We start from the raw sequence: 247 nt of genomic DNA on the forward strand, positions 1-247 counted from the left end.
CAAATCTAAGATCAAGTGTTATTTCATCTATGGGGAAGAGCTTTATATACGTAAACGACGCAAAACCTCTTCCAAAGGCATCCATGTAGACTTTAGATCCGAGCTGCTTTAGGGCAGCCAGATTTTTAAGCGCATTCTCTGAGTCTCTCATTAAAATAGACTCTGTTATTTCAATTACCATAGCCTCCGGCGGTAGGGCCGCATTTCTCAATGCCTGGCGAATTACAGGCCTTAGCTCAGCCTGCTC

At 44.1% G+C, this 247-nt stretch carries 1 protein-coding gene; it reads right to left on the reverse strand.

Annotated elements, in window-relative coordinates:
* Positions 1 to 247 (reverse strand): EAL domain-containing protein (locus tag CWB76_RS19805; RefSeq protein ID WP_138609782.1); only part of this gene is annotated, 247 nt, incomplete at both ends.

It is taken from the genome of Pseudoalteromonas sp. S1609, assembly GCF_005887255.1.
Taxonomy (GTDB): Bacteria; Pseudomonadota; Gammaproteobacteria; order Enterobacterales; family Alteromonadaceae; genus Pseudoalteromonas.